Genomic DNA, 5,432 nt, shown 5'->3' on the forward strand with positions numbered 1-5,432 from the left:
ACGCGATAGACTAGACGAGTTGCCAAAAACGGTGACAACCAAGAAACCGCATCGAAAACCGCACCAGCCTGCTTGGCTTGTGAAGGTTTGATGGTGGTCTGTTGCTTGAAAACTCAATAGCGTACCAATGTTATAAACATAACATTCTAATCGTCCACACCACAAATACTGGGCCCCGATAAATATGAGGGGTGCAGGTGGTGCGGAAATAGAACTGATACCAAATATTTATACATTAGATGCACCTGATCTGGTCTTTGTGGCTGGTTGGGTGTGAATTTGATAATCATATGGTTTCAGATTCGTCAGCTTGAACCACACCACCCCGTGGTGAATGGTTCGCTATCAAATCGAGACTAGGATCATCAACTTTTTTTGTTTTCTAACGGAGAGTTTGATTCTGGCTCAGGACGAACGCTGGCGGCGTGCTTAACACATGCAAGTCGAACGATGATGACCGGTGCTTGCACTGGTTGGATTAGTGGCGAACGGGTGAGTAATACGTGAGTAACCTGCCTTTAACTCTGGGATAAGCCTTGGAAACGAGGTCTAATACCGGATACGACCAGTTCCCGCATGGGATGCTGGTGGAAAGGGTTTGTACTGGTTTTAGATGGGCTCACGGCCTATCAGCTTGTTGGTGAGGTAACGGCTCACCAAGGCGACGACGGGTAGCCGGCCTGAGAGGGTGACCGGCCACACTGGGACTGAGACACGGCCCAGACTCCTACGGGAGGCAGCAGTGGGGAATATTGCACAATGGGCGCAAGCCTGATGCAGCGACGCCGCGTGAGGGATGAATGCCTTCGGGTTGTAAACCTCTTTCAGCAGGGAAGAAGCGAAAGTGACGGTACCTGCAGAAGAAGCGCCGGCTAACTACGTGCCAGCAGCCGCGGTAATACGTAGGGCGCGAGCGTTGTCCGGAATTATTGGGCGTAAAGAGCTTGTAGGCGGTTTGTCGCGTCTGCTGTGAAAGCCCGGGGCTTAACTCCGGGTTTGCAGTGGGTACGGGCTAACTAGAGTGCAGTAGGGGAGACTGGAATTCCTGGTGTAGCGGTGAAATGCGCAGATATCAGGAGGAACACCAATGGCGAAGGCAGGTCTCTGGGCTGTAACTGACGCTGAGAAGCGAAAGCATGGGGAGCAAACAGGATTAGATACCCTGGTAGTCCATGCCGTAAACGTTGGGCACTAGGTGTGGGGGACATTCCACGTTTTCCGCGCCGTAGCTAACGCATTAAGTGCCCCGCCTGGGGAGTACGGCCGCAAGGCTAAAACTCAAAGAAATTGACGGGGGCCCGCACAAGCGGCGGAGCATGCGGATTAATTCGATGCAACGCGAAGAACCTTACCAAGGCTTGACATATACTGGATCGCTGCAGAGATGTGGTTTCCCTTCGGGGCTGGTATACAGGTGGTGCATGGTTGTCGTCAGCTCGTGTCGTGAGATGTTGGGTTAAGTCCCGCAACGAGCGCAACCCTCGTTCTATGTTGCCAGCACGTGATGGTGGGGACTCATAGGAGACTGCCGGGGTCAACTCGGAGGAAGGTGGGGATGACGTCAAATCATCATGCCCCTTATGTCTTGGGCTTCACGCATGCTACAATGGCCGGTACAAAGGGTTGCGATACTGTGAGGTTGAGCTAATCCCAAAAAGCCGGTCTCAGTTCGGATTGGGGTCTGCAACTCGACCCCATGAAGTCGGAGTCGCTAGTAATCGCAGATCAGCAACGCTGCGGTGAATACGTTCCCGGGCCTTGTACACACCGCCCGTCAAGTCACGAAAGTTGGTAACACCCGAAGCCGATGGCCTAACCCCTTGTGGGAGGGAGTCGTCGAAGGTGGGATTGGCGATTGGGACTAAGTCGTAACAAGGTAGCCGTACCGGAAGGTGCGGCTGGATCACCTCCTTTCTAAGGAGCTCAACTTTTAGTTGGCCATGCTGAGCGCGAGTGTCGTTTGGGTGGTTTGCTCATGGGTGGAATGTTAGTTCTGGTGCAGGCCTTTGGGTTTGTGCTGATTGGTTTGTGTGTTGTGTAGTGTTGGTGCGTTGTTGGGTTTTGAGGTAGCAGGCGTTTGTTTGTTATCTTGGTGTATCCCGGCATGAGAGTAGTGATCAGTTTGTTCTGGTTGCCTTGAGTGTTGATCGGGTTGTTGTTTGAGAACTGTATAGTGGACGCGAGCATCTTCAATGTTTTGAAGAATACTCAATTCTTTTTGGATTGTGTTTCTTTGATTCTTGATTTTGTACTTAGTTAAATATAGTCAAGGTTAATTTATTCTTGATTTTATCTGTGTGTAAGTTATTAAGGGCACACGGTGGATGCCTTGGCACTAGAAGCCGATGAAGGACGTGTGAATCTGCGATAAGCCTGGGGGAGCCGATAACAGGGCGTTGATCCCAGGATTTCCGAATGGGGAAACCCAGCAAGCTATCATGGTTTGTTACCACCAGTTGAATGTATAGGCTGGTTGGAGGGAACGGGGGGAAGTGAAACATCTCAGTACCCTCAGGAAGAGAAAATAACAAATGATTCTGTGAGTAGTGGCGAGCGAAAGCGGATGAGACTAAACCTGTGGTGTGTGATACCGGTTGAGGGTTGCATCATGGGGGTTGTGGGAGTACGCATCACAGTTTCAATCGACTGTGGACGTGATGTTCTAGCATGTAGGTGAACGCCTTGGGATGGGTGACCGGAGAGGGTGAGAGTCCTGTAGCCGAAATGTGTTAGACCGCGTGTGTGCCACCCGAGTAGCACGGGGCTCGTGGAATCTCGTGTGAATCTGCCAGGACCACCTGGTAAGTCTAAATACTTTCTAGTGACCGATAGTGAATCAGTACCGTGAGGGAATGGTGAAAAGTACCCCGGGAGGGGAGTGAAATAGTACCTGAAACCGTGTGCTTACAAGCCGTTGGAGCCTTTTGGGGTGACAGCGTGCCTTTTGAAGAATGAGCCTGCGAGTTAGTGTTCTGTCGCGAGGTTAACCCGTGTGGGGAAGCCGTAGCGAAAGCGAGTCTGAATAGGGCGTGTCAGTGGCAGGATCTAGACCCGAAGCGGAGTGATCTATCCATGGCCAGGTTGAAGCGACGGTAAGACGTCGTGGAGGACCGAACCCACTTCAGTTGAAAATGGAGGGGATGAGCTGTGGATAGGGGTGAAAGGCCAATCAAACTCTGTGATAGCTGGTTCTCCCCGAAATGCATTTAGGTGCAGCGTTACGTGTTTCTTGCCGGAGGTAGAGCTACTGGATGGCCGATGGGCCCCACAGGGTTACTGACGTCAGCTAAACTCCGAATGCCGGTAAGTTAGAGCGTAGCAGTGAGACAGTGGGGGATAAGCTTCATTGTCGAGAGGGAAACAGCCCAGACCATCAACTAAGGTCCCTAAGCGTGTACTAAGTGGGAAAGGATGTGGAGTTGCTGAGACAACCAGGAGGTTGGCTTAGAAGCAGCCACCCTTGAAAGAGTGCGTAATAGCTCACTGGTCAAGTGATTCTGCGCCGATAATGTAGCGGGGCTCAAGTACACCACCGAAGTTATGGCAATGAGATTTTTTCTTGTTGGGTAGGGGAGCGTCGTGTATCCGGTGAAGCTGCGGTGTGAACCAGTGGTGGAGGGTATGCGAGTGAGAATGCAGGCATGAGTAGCGAATCACGGGTGAGAAACCCGTGCGCCGGATGATCAAGGGTTCCAGGGTCAAGCTAATCTGCCCTGGGTTAGTCGGGGCCTAAGGCGAGGCCGACAGGCGTAGTCGATGGATAACGGGTTGATATTCCCGTACCGGTGAAAAACCGCCCATACTGATATTTTGATGCTAACTGTGTGATGCCCTTTGTGCCTTTCCCTTTGTGGTTGGGCTTGGGGGTGGAGTGCAGGACCCGATTTTTGGAGGTAAACGTATTAACAGGTGTGACGCAGGAAGGTAGCCAAGCCACGCGATGGTTGTCGTGGTCTAAGCGTGTAGGGTATCCGGTTGTTAAATGCGCCGGTGTTTGCCTGAGACGTGATGGGACCCCGTTTGGGGGATTTGGTGATCCTATGCTGCCGAGAAAAGCATCGGCGTGAGGTTTTAGCCGCCCGTACCCGAAACCGACACAGGTGATCAGGTAGAGAATACTAAGGCGATCGAGAGAATCATGGTTAAGGAACTCGGCAAAATGTCCCCGTAACTTCGGGAGAAGGGGAGCCTTGAGCGTGATCGGTACTTGCTACCGTGAGCGTGTATGGGTCGCAGAGAATTGGGGGAAGCGACTGTTTATCAAAAACACAGGTCCGTGCGAAGTCGTAAGACGATGTATACGGACTGACTCCTGCCCGGTGCTGGAAGGTTAAGAGGATTGGTTAGCCCCTTGTGGGCGAAGCTGAGAATTTAAGCCCCAGTAAACGGCGGTGGTAACTATAACCATCCTAAGGTAGCGAAATTCCTTGTCGGGTAAGTTCCGACCTGCACGAATGGAGTAACGACTTCCCTACTGTCTCAACCATGAACTCGGCGAAATTGCAGTACGAGTAAAGATGCTCGTTTCGCGCAGCAGGACGGAAAGACCCCGTGACCTTTACTATAGTTTGGTATTGGTGTTCGGTGTGGCTTGTGTAGGATAGGTGGGAGACTGTGAAGCAGGCACGCTAGTGTTTGTGGAGTCGTTGTTGAAATACCACTCTGGTCGCTCTGGATGTCTAACTTCGGCCCGTGATCCGGGTCAGGGACAGTGCCTGATGGGTAGTTTAACTGGGGCGGTTGCCTCCTAAAGTGTAACGGAGGCGCCCAAAGGTTCCCTCAGCCTGGTTGGCAATCAGGTGTTGAGTGTAAGTGCACAAGGGAGCTTGACTGTGAGACTGGCAGGTCGAGCAGGGACGAAAGTCGGGACTAGTGATCCGGCGGTACGTTGTGGAACGGCCGTCGCTCAACGGATAAAAGGTACCTCGGGGATAACAGGCTGATCTTGCCCAAGAGTCCATATCGACGGCATGGTTTGGCACCTCGATGTCGGCTCGTCGCATCCTGGGGCTGGAGTTGGTCCCAAGGGTTGGGCTGTTCGCCCATTAAAGCGGTACGCGAGCTGGGTTCAGAACGTCGTGAGACAGTTCGGTCCCTATCCGCTGCGCGCGTTGGAAATTTGAGAAAGGCTGTCCTTAGTACGAGAGGACCGGGACGGACGAACCTCTGGTATGTCAGTTGTACCGCCAGGTGCATGGCTGATTGGCTACGTTCGGGAGGGATAACCGCTGAAAGCATCTAAGCGGGAAGCCTGTTTCGAGATGAGATTTCCTGGCAACGTTTGTTGTGTGAGGATCCCTGTAGATGATGGGGTTGATAGGCCGGGTATGGAAGCGGGGAATGCCCGTGGAGTTGACTGGTACTAATAGTCCGAAGGCTTACACATTTTTTTGTTTTGTGCTTGTTTGTTTGCGTCCACTGTATGGTTTTGA

At 52.2% G+C, this 5,432-nt stretch carries 2 rRNA genes; both read left to right on the forward strand.

What is annotated here, in order from left to right:
- The first annotated feature begins 382 nt into the window (after window positions 1-382).
- Window positions 383-1,914, forward strand: a 16S ribosomal RNA gene (locus ACN080_RS10305).
- A gap of 383 nt (window positions 1,915-2,297) precedes the next feature.
- Window positions 2,298-5,386 (forward strand): 23S ribosomal RNA (locus tag ACN080_RS10310).
- Together the 16S and 23S rRNA genes form the textbook arrangement of a ribosomal RNA operon.
- Window positions 5,387-5,432 lie beyond the last annotated feature (46 nt).

Origin of the sequence: Rothia sp. CCM 9416, assembly GCF_048513535.1 — a bacterium.
Lineage (GTDB): Bacteria > Actinomycetota > Actinomycetes > Actinomycetales > Micrococcaceae > Rothia.